The 20697-nt window shown below is 67.5% G+C and carries 16 protein-coding genes; 10 read left to right on the top strand and 6 right to left on the bottom strand.

The window, feature by feature from the left end; genetic code table 11:
• Positions 1–48: 48 nt before the first annotated feature.
• The 3 genes from LQF10_RS01920 to LQF10_RS01910 form a co-directional block, all read right to left on the bottom strand.
• Complete coding sequence (locus tag LQF10_RS01920) at positions 49–1362, bottom strand: enolase C-terminal domain-like protein (RefSeq protein WP_231065823.1); 1314 nt, start codon at positions 1360–1362, stop codon at positions 49–51.
• 75 nt (positions 1363–1437) lie between these two features.
• Positions 1438–3954 carry a carbohydrate binding domain-containing protein gene (locus tag LQF10_RS01915; protein WP_231065822.1) on the bottom strand — a complete coding sequence of 839 codons (2517 nt, stop codon included), beginning with the start codon at positions 3952–3954 and terminating at the stop codon, positions 1438–1440.
• 134 nt (positions 3955–4088) lie between these two features.
• Positions 4089–7043 carry a hypothetical protein gene (locus LQF10_RS01910; protein WP_231065821.1) on the bottom strand — a complete coding sequence of 985 codons (2955 nt, stop codon included), beginning with the start codon at positions 7041–7043 and terminating at the stop codon, positions 4089–4091.
• 298 nt (positions 7044–7341) lie between these two features.
• On the opposite strand from LQF10_RS01910, the gene LQF10_RS01905 reads away from it, so the two are divergent.
• From LQF10_RS01905 to LQF10_RS01895, 3 genes are read left to right on the top strand one after another with little or no spacing between them, the layout of a single operon-like run.
• Positions 7342–8820, top strand: coding sequence for a DUF4127 family protein (locus LQF10_RS01905; RefSeq protein WP_231065820.1), 1479 nt, complete (start codon positions 7342–7344; stop codon positions 8818–8820).
• Positions 8817–9734, top strand: coding sequence for a dienelactone hydrolase family protein (locus LQF10_RS01900; protein WP_231065819.1), 918 nt, complete (start codon positions 8817–8819; stop codon positions 9732–9734). The genes LQF10_RS01905 and LQF10_RS01900 overlap by 4 nt, the downstream gene beginning before the upstream one ends.
• Positions 9735–9755: 21 nt before the next feature.
• Positions 9756–10763, top strand: coding sequence for a LacI family DNA-binding transcriptional regulator (locus tag LQF10_RS01895; RefSeq protein WP_231065818.1), 1008 nt, complete (start codon positions 9756–9758; stop codon positions 10761–10763).
• A gap of 32 nt (positions 10764–10795) precedes the next feature.
• Here LQF10_RS01895 and LQF10_RS01890 read toward each other — a convergent pair whose 3' ends face one another.
• Positions 10796–11815 carry a Gfo/Idh/MocA family protein gene (locus LQF10_RS01890; protein WP_231065817.1) on the bottom strand — a complete coding sequence of 340 codons (1020 nt, stop codon included), beginning with the start codon at positions 11813–11815 and terminating at the stop codon, positions 10796–10798.
• Between the two features lie 233 nt (positions 11816–12048).
• Here LQF10_RS01890 and LQF10_RS01885 point away from each other — a divergent pair, with 233 nt between their 5' ends.
• Genes LQF10_RS01885 through LQF10_RS01875 form a run of 3 tightly spaced genes read left to right on the top strand, consistent with a single transcriptional unit; the run spans position 12049 to position 14950 of the window.
• Entirely contained in the window at positions 12049–12846 is a 798-nt protein-coding gene (locus LQF10_RS01885; protein WP_231065816.1) for a 6-phosphogluconolactonase, read from the top strand.
• On the top strand, positions 12843–13898 hold the full coding sequence (locus tag LQF10_RS01880; RefSeq protein ID WP_231065815.1) for an N-acetylglucosamine-6-phosphate deacetylase: 1056 nt from the start codon (positions 12843–12845) through the stop codon (positions 13896–13898). The genes LQF10_RS01885 and LQF10_RS01880 overlap by 4 nt, the downstream gene beginning before the upstream one ends.
• A gap of 41 nt (positions 13899–13939) precedes the next feature.
• Positions 13940–14950, top strand: coding sequence for a hydroxyacid dehydrogenase (locus LQF10_RS01875; RefSeq protein WP_231065814.1), 1011 nt, complete (start codon positions 13940–13942; stop codon positions 14948–14950).
• A 29-nt stretch (positions 14951–14979) separates the two neighbouring features.
• On the opposite strand, the gene LQF10_RS01870 is transcribed toward LQF10_RS01875, so the two are convergent.
• Positions 14980–15666, bottom strand: a complete 687-nt coding sequence (locus tag LQF10_RS01870; protein ID WP_231065813.1) for a FadR/GntR family transcriptional regulator — start codon at positions 15664–15666, stop codon at positions 14980–14982.
• Positions 15667–15712: 46 nt separating this feature from the next.
• A complete protein-coding gene (locus LQF10_RS01865; protein ID WP_231065812.1) occupies positions 15713–17005 on the bottom strand; it encodes an enolase C-terminal domain-like protein in 1293 nt (430 codons plus the stop codon).
• Positions 17006–17099: 94 nt separating this feature from the next.
• On the opposite strand from LQF10_RS01865, the gene LQF10_RS01860 reads away from it, so the two are divergent.
• Genes LQF10_RS01860 through LQF10_RS01845 form a run of 4 tightly spaced genes read left to right on the top strand, consistent with a single transcriptional unit; the run spans position 17100 to position 20554 of the window.
• A complete protein-coding gene (locus LQF10_RS01860) occupies positions 17100–17963 on the top strand; it encodes a fumarylacetoacetate hydrolase family protein (protein WP_231065811.1) in 864 nt (287 codons plus the stop codon).
• Entirely contained in the window at positions 17960–18736 is a 777-nt protein-coding gene (locus LQF10_RS01855) for an SDR family NAD(P)-dependent oxidoreductase (protein ID WP_231065810.1), read from the top strand. Before LQF10_RS01860 ends, LQF10_RS01855 begins: the two co-directional genes overlap by 4 nt.
• Positions 18733–19617: an amidohydrolase family protein gene (locus LQF10_RS01850; RefSeq protein WP_231065809.1), complete on the top strand. Its 885-nt coding sequence runs from the start codon at positions 18733–18735 to the stop codon at positions 19615–19617. The genes LQF10_RS01855 and LQF10_RS01850 overlap by 4 nt, the downstream gene beginning before the upstream one ends.
• Positions 19604–20554, top strand: coding sequence for an aldo/keto reductase (locus LQF10_RS01845; protein WP_231065808.1), 951 nt, complete (start codon positions 19604–19606; stop codon positions 20552–20554). The genes LQF10_RS01850 and LQF10_RS01845 overlap by 14 nt, the downstream gene beginning before the upstream one ends.
• Positions 20555–20697 lie beyond the last annotated feature (143 nt).

The raw sequence follows: 20697 nt of genomic DNA, 5'->3' as shown, positions 1-20697 counted from the left end.
GCGCGACGTCACAAGATCAGAGTGCGCTCATCGTCTCGCCACCGGCGATCACCACACCTCCGCCCCGTAGAGCCCCGCCCCGTTGAGCCCGTCCAGCGCCACGTGACCGTCGTGCACGTTCGCCAACCGTGGGTATGCGCACCGGAGCCCGTCATTGTCTGACGGCGCGTACTGTCTGCTGTTGTACTCAAGCTGCGGGATGCTCACGCGCAAGGCGCTGGCGATCCGCGCCGAATGCACGTAGGCGCGTCCGGTGGCAGTGAGGTCTTGGACGACAACGAAGAATCCGAGGTGATGCGCCGCCGCCGCGGCGATCACCGCAGGAGTCTGCCCCTTGCCTGCCTTGATCACCACACCGGACCATCCCTCGGCGCGAAGCTGCGGCAGCCGCGCGAGGGAGGTGAAGCCCTCATCCATGATCGTGGGCACTCGTTCGGAGAGGCGTCGCAACTGGACTGGGTCGGCAACCGCTGAGCGTGGGATCGGCTGTTCCAGATACTGCACAGCGGCGGCGTCCGGATCGGAAGCCGACAGCTCATCGAGCATGGTCCCCGCGAGGCGGGCGTCCGCGTACCCCTCGTTCGGGTCGACTGCCAGGTGCGGGGCGAGACCCTGTGCTCTCGCGACGCGGTAAACGTCCGAGATTCGCTGAGCGTCGAGCACGGGATCGGCTCCTGCCACCTTGATCTTGAGACGGCTGATCCCCTCTTGCGCGATCCAGTCGGCAAGTGTGATCGCTCCATCACCTGCCGCCTCAGCGGCCAGCGGGTCAGAGATGCCGACAACGTGCTGCACAGGCAACAGCTGCCGCGGCGAGGGTTCGACGCCGTCGCCGGGGTAGCGGCCGGGCAGGCCGTAGGCACCGAGGTCATCGGCCACGTGGTCCGCCGTGTACATCTCGAAGACGTCGAGACCTGCCGCATTCGCCCACGCATCATGCAGCGCATTGTCGACGGCGCCCAGGGCCAGGGCTCCTCCCAGCTTCGGGACCCGCTCTCGTGATCGCGCAGGCCCGGCAGCCCGGAGAACCTCCTCGATGTCGGCGGCCAGGTGGCCCCACATCGCGATCGGATCGGCGTGGTCCAGCGTTGTGGCCCGCAGCGCATAGACACGCACCAGCTCACGCAGCACCCCGTCCCGTGCTGCGATGGAGAGGTCACTTCCGGGCCATGCCCACGGCACCGACAGCACACTCTCACCGTGCCCCATCCCGCGCCCGCCCGAACGATTCACGACCTCCACGTCGACTTCGGCCACGGTGAAATGTGTGATCGATCCCCCGCTGATCGTCAGCGGCGACGCAAGCTGAACGTCACGGTAGGCGATCGCAGTGTCGAGTACCCGGATGTCAGTCTCGGCCATAGTGGCTTGCGTACCTCTTCTCAGTTCGGCTGACGGCACGACCGATTCCCGCGACAGGGCAGCAGCCCGGGGGGGCTAGGGAACGTACCGGTAGATGTTGGTCTCGTCGGCGAAGTAGATGTTCCCGGCCGTATCGAGCGTGGAGTGGAAGGCGCCATCAGTCATGAGCGTCACGAACTCGTCAGTCTCGGGGTCGAAGCGAAAGAGCCTGCCACCGGAGTCCCCGTAGAACCGACCATCTGGATGGAGATAGAGCTCGCTGAGCCGCCCCCAGTTGCTGCTCACCCGGGCCGGGGTCGAGACCGTGCGGGCCACCTCGCCTCGTTCGACGTCGTACTCGAAGAAGACCCCATTATCGGCAAAGCCCCACAGATCGCCGTCGTGATCGAACGCGAGAGCGTGTATCACCTCTGCTCCCGGGACCACCACGCTGCTGGAGACTAGTCGGTCTCGGCGGGTGTCCCACACGAACAGCTCCGCCTCGTCCTGGGTGGGCTCCGACGATAGGCCACCGTGAATACTGGTGCCGCCGTAGACCAGGCCGTCGCGGTAGGCCAGTTCGGTGATGCTCTGGTCCTCGACGATGTTGCGGTGCACCTGGTATGTCCCGCTGTTCGGTTCGAACAACGTCAGGGCACCCCCGAGCTCCCCGTAGTTCGGGATCGTTGCCGCCGCCACGCGAGCGCCGGTTGAGACCAGGGAGACGGGTCTGTCCTGCCCGTACTGATCCCGGCCGAGGCCGAGCACGTGCGCCGGATTCTGCCCCCATTCCCAGTCCCGATTTCCGAGCGCGACGTGGAAGTCGGCACCTGGGTATGTCCCGACGATCGTGCGGTTGTGGTGCGCCGTGATGCTGTCAGCCTGTTTCGGACCGGCCAGCTGTTCGAGCTGACCCGTGACGGGATCCAACCGGGCCATCACCCCAGCGCTCAGGTACGCACCGAAGTAGATATCACCGTCGCCACCGGTACCGACTGAATGGACCGTCGCAGGGGCGCCCACGATTCCCGAGTCGATGACGTCCCCGGCACCATGGGCGAGGTTGTAACGCCAGATCGTCCCGTCTGCGCGGTAGCCGATCAGGGTCTCGCCCGGGAATGCCTCAGTGCCGAGCTCGACCAGGGACATGGCGTTGGTACCGTCCAACTCCTCGGCAAGGCCGCTCTCCGTCCAGCCGATGTCCAGGCTCTGCCTGGAGTCAGGGTCGAACGCCCGGACCGTCCCATCACCCACGTAGTAGGAGAGGCCGTCCGAGGAAGCCGCCGTCCACGGACCGACAGTTCCCCCGATGCTGCCGATCCACTGCTCGGTCGCCAGGTCGTAGATCGCGGTGTTCTGCGCGCCTCCGGGCGAGAAGCTGACGAGCACGAGATCACCCAGCTGCTGCACCCGTGTGATGAAGTCCGCAGCCTGGGTGACCTCCTCGGGCAGCGGAATCTCCGCCAAGGCGGCCGTGTCCGGATCCAGCACCATGAGGTGCGGATTGGTGCCGGTGCCCACCCAGAGGTTGTCCTGGATCATGCCGAAGCCCCAGGCGTACGAACCATCGTCCACGACACTTCCATAGTCGTGGATCGCCCCGGTATCCAGGTCGTAGGAGAACACCTTGGCGTTCGGGTAGGTCGTGCCAAAGAGCATCCCATCGGCGATGACGAGGCTGCGCAGCATGCGCTCCCCCGCGATCCTGCTCGCGAGCCGTTCCATCTCAGCGGATGCGGGGTCATAGCGCCACAGAGAACCGTCGTTCGGTCCACGCACGCTCAAGTAGACGCTGTCGTCATCATCGACCACCACTGAGGCAGCGATGGAGTAGGCGTCCATGTCATGACTGTCCAGCAGTTCGCCGGTGCGCAGATCGACGACGTTGAAACTCACCGGTTCGCCGTCGGAGAAGACATAGCCCACCGGGGTGCCATCGCTGAGGACGTCGGTTTCGGCCAGGCGGACGTTCGGGCTGTGGAACGCAGTGCCCAGATCCGTGACCTCGAGTGGGGCGTGCGTGTGGGTGAGGTTGACTTCATCGACGTAGAAGGTCGAGATCCGGGCGATGTTCGAGTAGAGATAGATCGATGCAGTAGCGGCTTGCTCGGGTGCGCTGACATCCAGGCGCAGTTGCGTCCACTCCCCAGCCGGTTCATCCGTGTAGTTCGCGGACTCCACATCGAGCTGGCGACCGTCCGCGTCGTAGAAGTAGACGTAGAGGGTCGGCGCGCCACGTTCGATCAGCGCTCGCAGGGACAACTGGTACGAATGCCCGGCACGTACCGGCATCCGATCACTCATCAGCCCATACGACCGGTCACTCTCCGGGTCGTCCAAGCGAAGACTGTGCTGACCCGAGTGCACAGGATCGGTCACGACGCTGGAGCCGCCGGCTGCGCCGCCCCGCTGGTCCCAGCCGGGAATCTGGCCGTCCACGACCGGCTCCTCAAAGCCTCCGTTGATCGGGCCGACTCGCGAACTGCCCGACGAGTCGGCTCGGGCAGTGCCTTGCCCCGCCATGCTCACCGCAAGCAACGCCAGGCAGACGAGCGCCACCAGCGCCGAGCGAATGAACGGGCGGGCAAGTACAGCAGATCCTTGGGATGTCATGAGTGACCTCTTCACCATTGATCGGTCGGACCGGAAGGAGGGCGGAGTCGACCTTGCGGCCGACCCCGCCTACAAGCGGTTGCAAGCGGCGTAGCAACTCAGCGCAACGCAGGGCCGATACAGCCGCAGGGCAATCAGCCGCCACCCGCCACGACGAGCCCGGCGCACTGACCATCGGCCGAACCGGTGATCGTGTTCACGCTGGCCTCATCGTCCGGATCGGAGGCGTTGTCGGAGCACTGCACCGAGCCGTGGACCTCGTTGCCCGCGAACACGAACTCGTCGGTCGTGCCAGTTACCGTCACGGCACCGCGGATCTGGCTGTCGCGCACCTGCACACTCACGGCATCCGATGCGGTCAGGCCGCCACGGATCTCACTCGCGCCCTCGACGAGCAGCGCGCCACTAGCCTCGACCGACACGCCCCCGTTCACCCGGGCCCCGTCCAGGCACACCACCTCATCCTCAGCGACGACGAGACCATCGTTCACCCGACTGGTAACGGTCTCGCTGCAGGTCAATGCCTCCTGTGAGCCGGCCACGTTGTACCGGAACAGGTGAGCACCCGCGCTGAGATAGATGTCGCCGTCCTCATCAGCGGCGCTCCACTGCAGTCCGTTCGCGATCCGCGTCGTTTCTCCGGTGGCTGGATCATGGACGCTGAACCGATGGCCGGCGGTCACATAGATCCTTCCATCAGCGTCTGACCTCGTGACGGTCCCATAGGCCCAGTACGTGGTTCCGGCGCTGTAGCGGCCGCCTACGGTTCCCCTGACCTCCGACTCACCGGTCGTGGGGTCGTAGACGAAGAGTGCCTCCTCGGCGACGCCCCAGACCAGACCATCGGGATCGACCATCAGCCCGGTGACGCCCTCACGTTCTTCCCCGGCAGGGTCGATGGTCGTGACGACAGAACGGGTCTGCGGATCGAAGACGATCAGCTTGCCGGCCGTGTTGCCGCTCGGGTCCGACCCCAAGCCGCCATCGACGGTGGTACCGATATACACGAGGCCGTCGGTGGGGTTGTAGGCGATCGAGACGATGTTCTCGTCCTGGCCGATCTCGGAGGTGAGCCACTCGTGCTCTCCGGTGGCACCGTCCCAGATCGCGAGCCCGCCCTGGGTCTGCCCGTAGATGGCGACCGCGCCCATGTAGATCTCGTCACGTTCGGGGTTGTACGCCATACCGAACGGCCGGTCCTGCCCCTGCGCCAAGCCGTCGAAGAGCCGCGGCACCGAATTCCCATCTGCGGGGTCGTACGTCTCGGGGTCAAGAACTTCGAGCTTGGCATGCCCGTATGCGCCGAGATAGAGCTTCCCGTCGCGCACTGCGGCCGACTCATACTGACCGCGCTGCATCGTGGGGCCGTGGTCGGCACCGTTCTTGTCCACCTGGGCCAGACCCACCATGTAGCCCGAGGCCCACACCGAGTTGTCGGGCCCCGCGAACAGCTTCTGGATCAGCGTGGGCTGTGCGAAGTCGATCGCATTCTCCGAGACCAGCGACTCGCTCTCGAGATCAGCAACGAATACTCCCGATGCGGAGGTGCCATACAGCAGGGGCGTGCCACTGGAGTCGTCGACCACGCCGTTCGAGAGGTATCCGCCGATGCTGATACTCGTCGGCTCGAAGGTGTTGGTGGCGATGTCGTACTCCACCAGCGTCCCGCCAGCGGTCGAGAAGATCGCGGTACCGGGGTCAGCACCAGCGATGAGGTGGTGCCCGAAGAAGTAGCGCGTCTGGTCTGCGTCCCAGTGGATGACGTTCCCGTCCAGGTCCAGGACCAGCATCCGCAACCCGACCTGAGCGAAGATCCGGTCACCGACGATGTCCATACGGCCCACGAAGGTCGCGCCATCGTTCAGGCCTGGCGCCGTGGAGTCGTCGGCGATCAGTGTCTGTTCACCACGTCCGGCATCGGTGATCTTCCAGATTTGAGGAACCTGCCCGCCCGAGCCGACATAGACCGTGTCGGTCTCCTCGTGATAGGCGATCGAATGGATGTAGTCCGCATTCGGATCGATCTCGCGCAGCAGTTCCACCTCGTCTGTCACCGGGTCCACCTGCAGGAGGCGACCACCGGGGTATGCCCCGATGTACATCGATCCGTCGGGACCGGGAGAAAGGCCGAAGGTGGAGTCCTTCTGATCGCTCATCCGGCCGAGATCCTCACACTCACCGGTGGCAGGATCGTAGCGCCACAGCTTGGAGTCGTGGTAGGTACCCCAGTAGACGCGGCCGTCGTCAGCGATGTTCAGGTTCCGCGAGTGCTCGGCGCCGTCGATCACACAGGTGCGGACCTGCTCGCCGGTGGCCACATCGGTCACCGCGAAGGTCGCGGGATACCCGGCGTCCGGCGACCCTTTGAACGCCTGGTATGACACATGCCTGCCATCCTCGACGCCATGAGCCGCTTGGCTCGGGATCTGAGTCGTCACGGGAGTACCGAGGTATTCGATGTTCTCATCCTGCGCGAGAATCGTCTCGACGCGAGATTCCTCGGGCTCCGGCTCTCCCACGGCCACCCCGAAATGCGCCTTGTCGATGAAGGTGTCGAGCGTCGACCCGGAGACGGCATAGAAGAGCAGACGAGCCGAGACTGTGCCCTCGGGAGCCTCAAAACGGACCGCCGTACGCTCCCACACATCCGTGGCAGAACGCACCATCTCATACGGCTGACTGATCACATTCCCGTCGGCGTCGTCGAAATAGAATGTGACGCTGAGTGCACCGCCGACTCGATACTGGTCGAAGCTGAACTCGTATGTCTCACCGGCATCTGCCGGCACCGGATCTGAGATCATCCCGCCGGTGCGCATCGTCTCCTCCCTGACGATGTGCAGGCTGCGTACGCCGTCACTCGCGCGCTCGTCGGTGAACGAGACGAGCTCGTTTCTCCCCCACAGGGGCGCCCAGCCTGGCGCGTTGGTAGCGTCCGCGCCCTCTTCGAAACTCGCGTTGGTCAGCGGATTCGGCGACTCGGCAGGCGGGTCACCGTCCGCATATGCGGAGCTCCCCGCCGCGGTGATCATCGCCCCCGCCAGCAGGACGGCCGCTGCGCGTGCAGCCAGCGTTCTGGACTTTGCCATGGTCATCTCTCCTCCGAGCGCGACGTCGGCGTCGTGCTCTCATCGACCGAGGATGCTCGGGCGAACTCCATCAGAGTCCGGAGCAACGCTCGTGTTACGTGTGTATCGACGAGCAGTCATGCAGGTGTTGTCACGAATTGCAATCGGTTGCACGACCGCTTTCGTTGAAGGTATCGTGGCTCACCGCCTCAGCACAACCCCGATACGAAGTCGGCGATGGCCGAACCGCGAACCCACAGACATCCGGTCACAGTCCTCATCGGCGTAGAGCGAGAACGACGTGACCACGAGGAGACCTATGCGCATCGCCCTGCTCCCACCGGACGAGCGTCCGAACACCGCCGGCTACGCCGAGTGGATCGGCCGGTGCTGCGGCGTCGACGTTCTCCTGCCTCCGCGGCACCTGATGCCGCGCTTCCGCGAGGGCGCCAACACGGCCGGGCTTGCCGTGTGGCTCCGTGAGGTCGACCAGGACGTCGATGCCGTCGTCCTCTCACTCGACCTCTTGGTGCACGGCGGACTCATCCCATCGCGGAACACGCCCGACGGGATCCTCGATGCGCTGCCGCGGCTGGAGGTGCTCCGGGGACTCACCTCCCCGGTCACCGCGTACCAGGTGGTGACCCGCCTGCCCCACTACGACAACAACACGCGCAGCCGGCAAGAGCCCGAGTACTGGGCGACCCACGGGCGTCGCCTGTTCGAGCTGTCCCAGGCCTGGGACAATGTCGAACACGGCGAAGCCGATGCCGGCCAGGTGAGCGCTGCCCGGGCGGCCGTGCCAACCGAAGCGGTGGCAGATCTGGTTCAGCGGCGCCTGCGCAACCACACGATCAACCTCACGGCCCTGTCCCTGCTCGCCGACGGCACGGTCGCGACGCTCGCGATCACGTCCGATGACACCGCGCCCCGGGGACTTCCTGCATCCGACCGGCGCGCCCTGGACCGATGGAACAATCGCCTCGGCACGCGCGCCCTGTTCTACCCCGGCGCCGACGAGGTGCCGAGCGTGCTCACGGCCCGGGTGGCGGCCGAAGCAAAGGGCGTGACGCCACGGATCTGCGTTCGGTGCCCGGAACCGGACGGCCTCGACCGTACGGCACCGTACGAGGACCGCCCGCTCGCCGACGGCATCGGCAACCAGATTCGCGCGCTCGGAGCCGCCCGCGTGGACGATCCCGCCGATGCGGACGTCGTGCTCGTGGTCCATCCACCGTCCACGACGCCTGGCGACTGGACCGGCCAGGCGCCAGAACCGAGCACGGCGGCCCAGCGTGACGGGCTCGTCGCCGAGCTCGAGGCGCAGCTCGCCGAGGGTCGTCGCGTCGCACTCGCTGACGTGCGCTACGCGAACGGTTCGGACCCGCTGCTGCTCGACGCCCTCGACGATGCGAATCTGCTGCACCGCGTGGTCGCCTACGGCGGCTGGAACACGGCAGGGAACACCCTGGGGACGACCCTCGCGGCCGCAGTCAGCGCGATTATCGATGACTCCGACGACGCGTGCGGTGAACGTGAGCAGTTCCTGGTGAACAAGATCATCAAGGACGGCCACTACCTGCCGGTGCTGCGCCCACGACTGCAGCAGGAGTTCAAGCAGCGTGGGCTGACAGATCCGCCACTGGAGGAGATCGCCGATCTTGGGCGGCGCGTCGAGGACGACCTCAACAAGTGGGCATCCGGCATCGATGCGCTCAGCGGATGGCGGGTGCGCAATGTGCGCTGGCCCTGGAACTACCTGTTCACCGTGGACTTCGACCTGGAACGGGTCCGGTGAGCACCCCCGGCCACGGATCTGTTCACGCTACCGGCCCCACTGACCGGACCGACTGGATCGACCTGATCGGGGCACGCCGCGCCGTCAATGGATCCTGGCGGCTCGGCGAAGCGGAACCCGGCCCCCACGCCAGCGTGCAGCGCCAGCTGCACCTGCGCAGTTTCGGAACGGACCTCACGGCGGTACTGCTCACGCCGGATGCCAACCCGCCCTGCGCCGTCGTGGTGGTGCCGTTCTACGACACGGACACCCTGCTGGGCCGGCCGAGCCCCCTCTATCCGGCGGGCCGCCCGGGGCCGGGCAGGGACTATGCGCTACGCCTGGCCGCACGCGGCCTCGGAGTGCTCGCCGTGCCCTGGTGGGCGGAGATGCTCGCCGAGCGCGAGGGCCCCACCGATCTGTCCGCGCGATATGGCCCACCGGCAGCGACGCACGCCGCGCAGCATCCCGGCGTCACCGGTCTGGGCCGCAGCGTCGCCGACTTGCTGCTCGCAGTCGATGCACTCACCAAGATCCCGGGGATCGACATCGACCGCATCGGCTCATTCGGCCACTCCCTCGGCGGCAAGCACGCGTTGTTCCTCGCCGCCCTCGATCCACGGATCCGCGCCGCCGTGGTGCACGAACCGGGCCTGGGCTTCGCGCACTCGAACTGGCGCGACCCGTGGTACCTCGGCGACCGCGTACCCCAGCTTCGCGATCTGGATGAACTCGCTGGGCTCATCGCACCGCGCTCCTTGCTCTATGCCGGCGGCGGCGCATCGGATGGAACACACAACGCCGACGTCGCCCAGCGTGCGCACCAGCACTGGCCCAGTCCGGGTTTCGATGTGCTGATGCACAACACGGGCCACCCGCTTCCCGACCACGTCTTCGCCGCCTGTGCTTCCTGGCTCACCGACCACCTGAACTAACCTTGCGGGAGTATCGTGCCGATGAACCGACGACGGACAGGGGGCGCGCGTGTGAAGGCGACCATCTACTCGATCGCGCGAGAGCTCGACATCTCGGCATCGACTGTCTCGCGCGCCTTCTCCCGGCCGGACATGGTGAACGCGAAGGTCCGCGAGCGGATTCTGGCTACCGCGCAGGCTCAGGGATACGAGCTCAACCGCGCCGCCCGAGGGCTCGCCACCGGGCGTACTGGGCTGATCGGCCTGGTCGTGCTGGACATCACCAACCCCTTCTTCCCGCCCCTGGTCCGCGCCGTCGAGCGCGCCGCGAGCGAGTCGGATGCGTCAGTGATGCTGCTCGACGCCGAGTCCGGCGGCCAGAAGGCGGCCGACCAGCTCAAGCGGCTCAGCGCCCAGGTCGACGGCCTCATCGTCGCTTCACCGCGGCTGGCCACCAAGGACCTGCAGGCAGCTGTGGGGTCGACGCCGACGGTGCTGGTCAACCGGTCGGTCCGGGGCATCCCGTCGGTGACCTGTGACAACTCCGCCGCTCTGCGAGAGGCGGGCGACCACCTGGTCGAGCTCGGTCACCGCAGGATCCTGCTGCTTCGCGGACCCGCAGGATCCTGGGCGGCGAGCCAGCGTACGAATGCCGTCCGATCCTGGGCGCAGCAGACCTCGGCCGATGTCGAACTCGTCGAGCTGGGTCCCGTCGAAGCCACGTATGAGGCCGGCTGGTACGCCGCGGAGGCAATCGCCACCAGCGGGGCAACGGCGATCATGGCCTTCGACGACTACCTCGCCTGCGGTGTGGTCGGCGGGCTCGCCGAGCAGGGCCTGTCCGTCCCGGATGATCGCAGCATCATCGGCTGCGACGACGTGCTCCTCGCGCGCACCCTGACCCCGCAGCTGAGCACCGTGACAGCTCCATTCGAAGAACTGGGTGCCCGCGCGGTCACGATGCTCAGCGAGGTCAGCGCCGGTGGTGCACCCGGGAATCAGAAGCTGTCCGGGGTGTACGCGTCGCGGGGGACGACGGGGAGGGTGTGAGCTAGGTTCCCTGAACGACTCTGCGCCGCACGTCACAACTCGCTCAACGAGACCTGCCGGTGCTCACACGCGCTCCGGTGCACGGCCTCGGTGAAGCGCATGTAGCGCACGCCGTCCTCGAAGGTCGTCCGGCGCACGGGCTCGGTGCCGCGGATCGCTGCCACGAACTCCTCTTCGACCCGCCAACCGGCAGCGGCGTCGGGCGGAACCGTCTCCGGTTCAGCGTCCCGCCGCTGGATCGTCAGTTCCCCGTCGGCGAAGGTCAGCGTGCCGTCAGTTCCGAGAATCTGCACGCCATTCGCACTCGACTGGCTCACCTGGCTGATCGTCATCCGCAGCTGGCCGCCTCCGGCCAGTGCTGCGATGAGATCCACGTGATCCGGCACGTCGACGGCGACCCTCCCCCCGGCACCATCCGGGCGCAGCGGCACGAGTGTGCGCGCCAGGGCTGAGACTCGCGTCGCTTCCCCGACCCAGCGCACCACCTGCTCGTACCAGATCCCCAGGGTCATCGTATTCAGGCCACTGAGACCGACGTCCTGACGCCAGCTGCGCGGCGACTGCCGCTCCGCGTACCCGGTCCGCATCGTCACGTCCACGCCGACCAACTCCCCGATCGCGCCCTCGCCGATCAGACGAGAGATGGCATCGTCATACGGCAGCGTGAACGGCGCCGGCACCAGTTGCGCGGTCTGCTTCGGGCACATGCGCGCCGTGGCGAGCATCCGGCGTGCCTCGGTCAGGTCTCGCGCCATCCGCGCCTCGCACAACACATGGCGCCCCGCCTCCAACGCGGCCACGGTGACCGGCTCGTGCATGTTCGGCCAGGTCCCGATCACCACGGCGTCCACCTCAGCCTCGCCCACGAGCGCCTGCCAGTGGTCGTACACCACCGGAATCCCGAACTCCTCAGCTACCCGGCTCGCCGACTCCCTGCTCCGGTTGGCGACGGCCACCACCTCGACGCCATCGATGGCCTGCAACTTCGGGAGGTGCTGACGCCGGGTGTTCGCTCCCGCGCCGACGACTCCCACGCGCAACGGTTCGCTCACTGCTCCTCCATTCGTATGACGGCACAGGATCTCATCTTGCATTCTGCAATCGGTTGCATTTTGTCATTCGACCCCGTAACGTGGCGGTTCTGTCGCCACGTACGCGACCCCCTTGACCGGCGGGAGCGGCCGGATCGACCACCCCCTCTCGCCACGACTCCCCTTCGCGACATTGACCAACGAGACCTAGCCACCTTAGAGTTGTGCAACCGCTTGCAAGTGAAAGGAATCTCATGACCTCGACCGATCGGTCCGTGCGGGCCGTCCGGGTGACCACGGGCGCCACCGTGCACGAGACCGCTCGTGCTGCCGCACGCCACGCCGCCGATGCGATCGTCGACTCGATCCAGAAGCGCGGCGAGGCCCGGGTCATCTTCGCGAGCGCCCCATCGCAGGAGGCCATGCTCACCGCTCTCGCACAGGATGAACGCATCGACTGGTCGAAGGTCCGCGCCTTCCACATGGACGAGTACCTCGGTCTCGAGATGGATCGACCGCAGGCCTTCGGGCAATGGCTCGCTGATCGGTTACCGACGACGGCGCTCGCCGGCTTCGAGCGCATTCGTGCAGATGCCGACGCCGCCGAGGAAATCGCCCGCTACAGCGCCCTGATCGCGGCGGCTCCCATCGACCTGACCTGCCTCGGCGTGGGCGTGAACGGCCATATCGCCTTCAACGAACCCGCACTCGCCGACTTCGCCGACAAGGCCTGGGTGCGTGAGGTGACGTTGGACCGGGTCTCCCGGCAGCAACAGGTCGATGACGGGCTGTTCCCCGACCTCACAGAGGTCCCTTCGCGCGCCCTGACCCTGACTGTACCGGCGCTGGCCTCAGCCACCACGATGGTGTGCACGGTAATCGGCACCCAGAAGGCGCCTGCCGTCGCGCGGGCACTGACCGGCCCGGTCGAGTCGGCGTGCCCGGCCAGCCGCTTGCAAGAGCACCCGGGCGCCCACTGGTTCCTCGACCGCGACGCCGCGAGTGAGCTCAACGCGCTCCCCGGATGGTCTACGGCATCATCGACGTCATGACCGCGCAGGAACCGGGGAGAACCAGGCACGTGACCTGGCCCGGCCTGATCGATCTGCAGGTGAACGGTTACGGCGGCCTGGACCTGAATGCCCACGATGCCGACGCGGGCCTGGTCATCGCCCTGACGAAGTCACTGTGGGCCGAAGGGACCACAACATTCCTGCCCACTCTCGTCACCGCACCCGAATCTCAGATCCTCTCGACCCTGAGCGCGATTGCGCAGGCACGCCGTCAGGATCCGCTCGTGGCGCACTCGATCCCGGGCGTGCACATCGAGGGTCCGGCACTGAACGCCGACGACGGCCCCCGGGGTGCGCATGACCGGCGCCACCTGCGCGATCCTGATCTGAACGAGTTGGACCGCTGGCAGGAGGCCTGTGACGGCCTGGTCCGGATCGTGACCCTGGCACCCGAACGTGATGGCGCCCTGGAATTCATCCGCGGCGCCGCCGCGAGAGGTGTGCGAACCTCGATCGGACACTGTGCGCCGACCCCAGGCCAGGTGCGTGAGGCCGCCGAGGCGGGCGCCACGCTCTCCACCCATCTCGGCAACGGCACTTACCCTCTGTTGCCGCGCCATCCGAACCATCTCTGGGCGCAGCTCGCCGAGGATCGGCTGACGGCGATGGTGATCCCGGACGGGCACCACCTGCCCGCCGATGTGCTCACCGTATTTCTGCGCGCGAACGCACCGGATCGATGCGTCCTCACCTCCGATTCGGTCGCGCTCGCGGGCGCCGAGCCAGGCGAGTACCGCACCCCGGTGGGTGGTTCGGTGACCGTCTCCGGTGACGGCCGGCTGACCCTGACCGGAACCGAGCTGCTCGCGGGCTCCGGCCGGTCGCTGCGCGGTTGCCTGGACTGGGCACGCGAGCACCTGCCATTCGGCGAAGACGAGCTCGTGGCGATGGCCACTCACCGCCCGGCCACCCTGTTGAATCTCGACGAGCGCGCGGGTCCGCACGGAGATCGCCTGCTGCTCGATATCGATCACACCGGGAGCCGGGTGCGTGCCGTGGACGTGGCCGGTACCCGCGTGGTGGAGAACTGACGCACGCTCCCATGCCAGCAGAGCACCGACCCAGGAGAACGATGACGCAGCCCATTCGCATGTTCGCCGCGATCAGGCCGGACGAATTCGCCCGGCTCTATGACGGCGCCACCCAGGAAGCGCTCGGCGACCTCGGCGACCTCGTCATCGGTGCAGCGGAGAACGATCGAGTACCGGTGCCCCCGAATGTGGCGGACTCCTTCGACGTGCTCATCACCTCGTGGAGCACCCAGCCGTTCGATCCGGCGATCCTCACCGGCTCCCGGCTGAAGCTGGCTGTGCACAGCGCGGGCTCAGTGCGCGGTCTCTATCCGGCGGACGTACTCACGACCGGACTTCGCCTTGTCCAGGGCGGCGCCGAAGCGATGGCGGTCGCGGTGGCCGAGATGTCGGTGACGATGACCCTCGCGCTGCTGCGCAACCTGGTGCTGCACGATCGCCGGTTCCAGTCCTCGCGTGACTGGCGTACCGGTGGCGTGGGGATACTGGGCCGCAGTATCACCGCTCAGCGGATCGGGCTGGTCTCGCTGAGCCGGGTGGGCCGGCACTACGCCCGGATGGTCCAAGGGCTGGGAGCGACGGAGCTACGCGCCTATGACCCGTACATCAGCGCTGCGGACGCGACCGCGCTCGGGGTGCAACTGTGCGACCTCGACGAGCTGTGCGAGACCAGCGATGTCTTGGCCATCAACGCGCCCGCCACCGCACAGACGGCGGGGATGATCGGAGCGGAGCAGTTGGCGCTGCTGCGCGACGATGCGATCGTCATCAACACGGCCCGTGCGCGGGTGACGGATGAGCATGCGCTACTCGCCGAACTGCGGTCCGGGCGGCTGCGCGCTGGTCTGGACGTGTTCACTCAGGAACCACTCGACCCGCAGAGCGAACTCTTCGGGCTGGAGAACGTGGTCCTGACCCCGCACGTGGCCGGGGGCACCGTGGAGGCGCGGTTCGCTCAGGGGCAGATCGTGATGGAGGAGATCCGGCAGTTCCTCACCGACGGCTCGTTGCAGCACGAGGTCACCGCGGAGAACTATCACCGCCTCGGCTGAGCCGACCAGCTCAGCCTTCACACGAGAACCTAGGGCAGGTCGGGGTCAGCGGCGCGCTGCAACCACGCCTCCACTCCCCCGATATGCACGGTGAGTACCGCGCGCACCATCTCCGCATCACGCCGTCGTAGCGCATCCAGGATGGCCCGATGCTCGGCGAGCGTACGGTCGGTGACCCGTTCCTGGGTGATCCCACGCCACACGCGGGCTCGGACCGTGGCACTGGTCAGCGAATCGAGCAGGCTCGCCAGGTAGGCGTTTCCGCCGGCCGCGGTGATCGCGGCATGGAAGCGCACATCATGGTCCACCAGTTCCTCCACCGAGGGTTCGGCGGGCAGCCCGTCGAGATCGACGGCGAGCGCGTCCAGCTCCGCCTCACTGATCCGCGCAGCGGCGAGCGCGGCGGCGTGCGGCTCCAGCAGGCGCCGCACCTCGAAGATCTCCAGCACGGAGTCGTCCTGGTGCAGGTCCACCACGAAGGACATCGCCTCCAGCAGCAGCCGCGGCTCCAGGGATGTCACATAGGTGCCGTCTCCGCGGCGCACATCCAGCACCCGGATCAGCTCCAGCGACTTGACCGCCTCGCGCAGCGAGTTCCGGGACAGGCCGAGGCGCTCACTGAGTTCCTTCTCTGGCGGCAGCCGCTGCCCGGGCCGCAACTCACCGGAGACGATCATCGCCTTGATCGTCTCGATTGCGGTATCGGTTACGGCCACCGAGTCATCCTATCTTTCGGTGTCATCCGATCTTTGGGCACCGTGCTCATCGGGCCCAGGTGTACTGCTCCACCGAGGCGGCGTGCATCTCGGCACCGCTTCCGGGCCGCTGCGGCGGGCGGTAGCGGGCGTTCTCGATCACCACCGGCTCCACGAAGTGCTCGTGCAGGTGGTCCACGTACTCGATCATCCGATCCTGCGTGGTGCCGGACAGGGCCACCACGTCGAACATGGACAGGTGCTGCACCACCTCGCACAGTCCCACACCCCCGGCGTGCGGGCACACCCGTACCCCGAACTTGGCGGCGAGCAACAGGATCGCGAGGTTCTCGTTCACCCCGGCCACGCGCGTGGCGTCGATCTGCACCACCTGGGCCCCGCCGGCCTGCAGCAACTGTTTGAAGATCACTCGATTCGCGGCGTGCTCACCGGTGGCCACCGGGACGGGCGCCACCCCCCGCGAGATCGCCGCGTGGGCGAGGACGTCGTCGGGATTGGTGGGCTCCTCGATCCAGGCCAGATCGAACTCGGCCAGAGCGTTCACCCAATCGATCGCCTCGGTCACGTCCCACCGCTGGTTCGCGTCAATGGCGATCTTCACGTCCGGCCCGACGGCGTCCCGTGCGATCCGTAGGCGGCGCTTGTCCTCGGCGAGGTCGCTGCCGACCTTGAGCTTGATCTGGGTGTAGCCGTCGGCCACGGCTTCCTTGCTCAGATGCTCGAGCTTCTCATCGGAGTAGCCGAGCCATCCGGGGGTGGTGGTGTAGGCGGGGTATCCCTCGGCGAGCAACGTCGCCTCTCGCTCGGCCCGGCCGGGTTCGGCTGCCGTGAGCAGTTCCAGGGCTTCCTCACGGGTGAGGGCGTCGGACAGGTATCGGAAGTCCACCAGATCCACGATCTCGGCCGGGCTGAGCCGGGCGAGCAGTTGCCACAGCGGCAGACCCTCGCGCTTGGCGCGCAGATCCCACAGCGCATTGACCACGGCGCCGACGGCCATATGCGAGACGCCCTTCTCCGGGCCGAGCCAGCGCCACTGCGAGTCGTAGACCAGCTCGCGCCACACGCCGCCGAGATCGGCGAGCAATTCCTCCGCGTCGCGCCCGATCAGCCGCTCGGCGAGGCTGCGTACGGCCGCTACCTGCACGTCATTGCCCCGGCCGATGGTGAACACGAATCCGTAGCCGGCATGGCCTCGCGCCGAGTCCTCGTCACTATCGGTGCCCACCCGCAGGTACGCGGCCGAGTAGTCCGGGTCGGGGTTCATCGCATCCGACCCATCGAGGTCAGCGGACGTGGGGAATCGGACATCGGTCACGTCGACGGCGACGATCTTGCTCATAGCAACCTCCCGTGGATACTGTGGTGAGCCTAGACATCGGATGTTTCGCCGGTCAATTCCCCCGGTTCTCATCCCGCGCCACACTGGAGGATCGATGAAGCTTGCTCGCCTGGGAGATCCCGGCCATGAGATTCCCGCACTGCTCGTTGCGAGTGACGGAACCACCATCGCGTATGACCTGCGCCCGGTCGTTCCGGACCTGACCGGTGCCCACCTGGGCGCGCACTCCCTGGAGAAGATTCGTGCGGCGGCCGAGGCCGGCACCCTGTCCGTCCTCGAGGATGCCCCTGATCGTCGGGTCGGTTCCCCGATCGCCTCGGCAGGATCCATCCTGTGCATCGGGCAGAACTATGCGGCGCACGCGGCCGAGTCCGGAGCCGAGCCGCCCGAGGTGCCGATCCTGTTCTTCAAGGCGGCGAACACGCTCACCGGTCCGAATGACCCGGTGGCGATCCCGCGGCGCAGCACCAAGACCGACTGGGAGGTGGAACTCGGCATCGTGATCGGCACCCGCGCGCTCTATCTGGACTCCCCCGAGCAGGCCCGCGAGCACATCGCCGGGTTCGTCACGGCCGACGATCTCTCCGAGCGGGACTTCCAGCTCGCCGAATCCGGCGGCCAGTGGAGCAAGGGCAAGTGCGCCCCGGACTTCTCCCCGCTGGGTCCGTGGCTGGTGACCGCGGATGAGGTGGACCCCACGAACCTGCGCCTGCGCAGCTGGGTGAACGGTGAGCCTCGCCAGGATTCCAGCACCTCGGACATGATCTTCGGCGTGGACCACATCGTGTGGCACCTGAGCCAGTATCTGGCGCTCGACCCGGGCGATGTGATCCTCACCGGAACCCCTGAGGGCGTCGCGCTCTCCGGGCGCTTCCCGTACCTCAGTGAGGGCGACGTGGTCGAGGTGGAGATCGAGGGCCTCGGCAAGCAGCGCACCGTGATGGGCTCGTCCTCATGACCAAGGATTTCGAAGGTCTGGTCGCCGTCGTCACCGGTGGGGCGTCCGGCATCGGCGCCGCGATCGCCACGCGCCTGCACGCCGATGGCGCCCGCGTGATGGTGCTGGACCGGGACATCCCGGCCGGCGAGCCGTCCACCGTTCACGGTCTTCCCGACGGCGTCCGTGCCCTGCACGCGGACGTCACCGATGACGCGGGGGTGCGAACCGCCGTCGAGCAGGTGGTGGCCACCTACGGCGCGATCGACATCCTGGTGAACAACGCCGGAATTGGCGCCCAGGGCACCGTGGCGGACAACACCGACGAGCAGTGGGCGGCCGTGCTGGACGTGAACGTCATCGGGATGGTCCGGGCGAGCCGCGCCTGCCTGCCGCATCTGCGTGCCTCCTCGTACGCGTCGATCGTGAACGTCAGCTCGATCGCCGCCACCGCTGGACTGCCCCAGCGCGCCTTGTACAGCGCGTCGAAAGGCGCCGTGCTGGCTCTGACGCGGGCGATGGCTGCCGATCATGTGCGCGAAGGGATCCGGGTGAACTGCGTGAGTCCGGGCACGGCAGATACCCCGTGGATCGGGCGCCTGTTGGACGCCGCCGATGACCCGGCAGCGGAACGGGCGGCATTGGAAGCCCGTCAGCCGCACGGGCGCCTGGTGAGCGCGGCGGAGGTGGCCGGCGCCGTCGCGTACCTGGCCAACCCCGCCAGCAGCTCCACAGTGGGAGTCAGTCTCGCCGTGGACGGCGGTATGCACGAGCTCCGGTTGCGGCCACAGTGACGGCAGAGACCGCCGGCCCGGTGCCCCCATCGGCCATCATCGATGCGCATGCGCACCTGTGGAACCGGCACCGGACCCCGCAGCCGTGGATCGATCCGGAGGCGATGCAGCCGATCGACCGCGACTTCGCGGTGGCCGACCTGGCCGCCATGCAGGACGCCTGCGGAATCGACGGGGCGGTGCTCGTGCAATCGGCGCACAGCATTGCCGAGACTGCGGAACTTCTCGGGCTTATCGATGGCGCTCGGGTGCGTGGCGTCGTCGGCTGGGTGGACCTTGCCGGTGACGTTGCCGCCACGGTCGGATCACTCGGAGGCCGGGGCGCGGGGTTGGTGGGGATCCGGCACCTCGCCCATCAGGACCCCGACGACGAGGCGCTGCTGCGCCCCGAACGCGCCCCCGGGATCACCACCCTCGGAGATCTGGGGTTGGCCCTGGACCTGGTGCTGCGCCCTGAACAGCTCGGTCAGGCGGTACGTCTGGCTGAGAGCCACGCCACCACACTGGTGCTCGACCATCTGGGGAATCCGCCGTTCGGCAGCGACGCGTGGGCAGACTGGGCGCGTGACCTGACCGCCCTGGCGGGCCATCAGCACGTGCTGGCGAAGGTCTCCGGATTGGGCCCCCTCGACCCGACCGCCTGTACCGCGGACGGTCTACGGCCCGCTGTGGACCTGGCACTGGAGGCGTTCGGACCGGATCGGTTGCTGTTCGGTACGGACTGGCCGGTGGTGTGGCTGCGCGGCGACGCACCGCAGTGGGCCGGCGCTGCCCAGACGCTACTGGACGGGCTCTCCTCCACGGACCGGGCCGCCGTCATGGGGGGCAACGCCTCCCGGGTATACCGACTCGCAGAGGTGAGACCCGTTGCAGACTCGTGAGATTCGCGCCGGGGGCGGTGCCCTCGACCTGACCGAGATCGGGTTCGGCGCCGCCGGGCTGGGCAACCTCTATCAAGCGATCGACGACGACACCTCGCGCGCCACGGTCGAAGCAGCGTGGGATGGCGGTATCCGCTACTTCGACACCGCCCCGCACTACGGGCTGGGGCTCTCCGAACGGCGGCTGGGTGCCGGGCTCGCTGGCCGGCCGCGAGAGGAGTTCGTGGTATCGACCAAGGTGGGACGCCTCCTCGTGCCCAGGGTGCCGCCGCTGCCTCAGGACGATGAGATGTTCGAGGTGGCCGGGGATCTCACGCGAACGTGGGGGTTCGACCGGGACTCGGTGCGTCGCAGTCTCGCCAGCAGCCTGGACCGCCTCGGCCTGGCGCACGTGGACATTGCCCTCGTGCACGACCCGGACGTGAGCGATGTTCCCGATGCCCTGGCCCAGGCCGTGACGGCGCTGCTGGAGCTACGTGAGGAAGGAGCCGTGCGAGCGGTGGGGGTGGGGACAAACGATACGGCCACGGCAATTGAGGCTCTGCAGCGGTACGACATCGACACCGTGATGCTGGCCGGCCGGTACACGGTGCTACGCCAGGACGGCTTCGACCAGGTCAGCGCCGCAGCGGGAACGCGACGCGTGGTGCTGGCCGGGGTGTTCAACTCGGGCATCCTGGCCCGGGACACCGTGCCCGAGCAGGCCACATTCGACTACGAGCCGGCCGCCGCCGAGGTGCTGGATCGAGCCAGGGCGATGGCGGGCACTGCCACGGCGCACGGTGCCACCCTGCCGCAGCTGGCCGTGGAGTACCCGCTTCGACGGCCTGAGGTCGCCTCCGTGGTGCTCGGGATGCAGACTGCGGACGAGGTGCGCGCGAACGTGGAGTTGCTTCATCGGCCGAAGTTCAGCGCCTGGCCCGAGCTCGGCCTCTGAACCGTCCGCGCTGAACACGGCGGCCCGTAGGCATCCTCGTCCGCCGTACCTGATGAGCTCGGGGCGGGGGCGAAATGGGGGAAACACCCCCGCCCCGAGCGGTCAGGGAGCCGCGGCGACGCGGCTGGCGGTACCTCATGAAT

It is taken from the genome of Ruania halotolerans, assembly GCF_021049285.1.
In the GTDB taxonomy this organism is placed as follows: Bacteria; Actinomycetota; Actinomycetes; order Actinomycetales; family Beutenbergiaceae; genus Ruania; species Ruania halotolerans.
This window is presented reverse-complemented; position numbering and strand designations above follow the sequence as displayed.